Below are 202 nucleotides of genomic sequence, written 5' to 3'. Positions count from 1 at the left end.
TTCCAGGGGTCCGTTGGACGATTTCCATGTCGATGCCGAGGGCGGCGGCGTGCTCGACGAGGTGCTGGCGGTAGCCGCCGTCGACCCAGACCTTGCGGACCGAGGGGTGCGCGGCCGCGACCTGGTCGACCAAGTGGGTGCCGGCGGCGGAGTCCTGCACGCTCGCGGCCGTAACCAGCACCGCGAGCAGCAGTCCGAGCGT

1 protein-coding gene is annotated in these 202 nt (G+C 71.3%); it reads right to left on the bottom strand.

The genetic code is table 11. The features are described 5' to 3' along the window. Nucleotides 1-202: transposase (locus OP79_RS49560; RefSeq protein ID WP_033330116.1), on the bottom strand; the 202-nt coding region annotated here is incomplete at both ends.

This window comes from Streptomyces yerevanensis (genome assembly GCF_000716805.1).
Taxonomy (GTDB): Bacteria; Actinomycetota; Actinomycetes; order Streptomycetales; family Streptomycetaceae; genus Streptomyces; species Streptomyces flaveus.
This window is presented reverse-complemented; position numbering and strand designations above follow the sequence as displayed.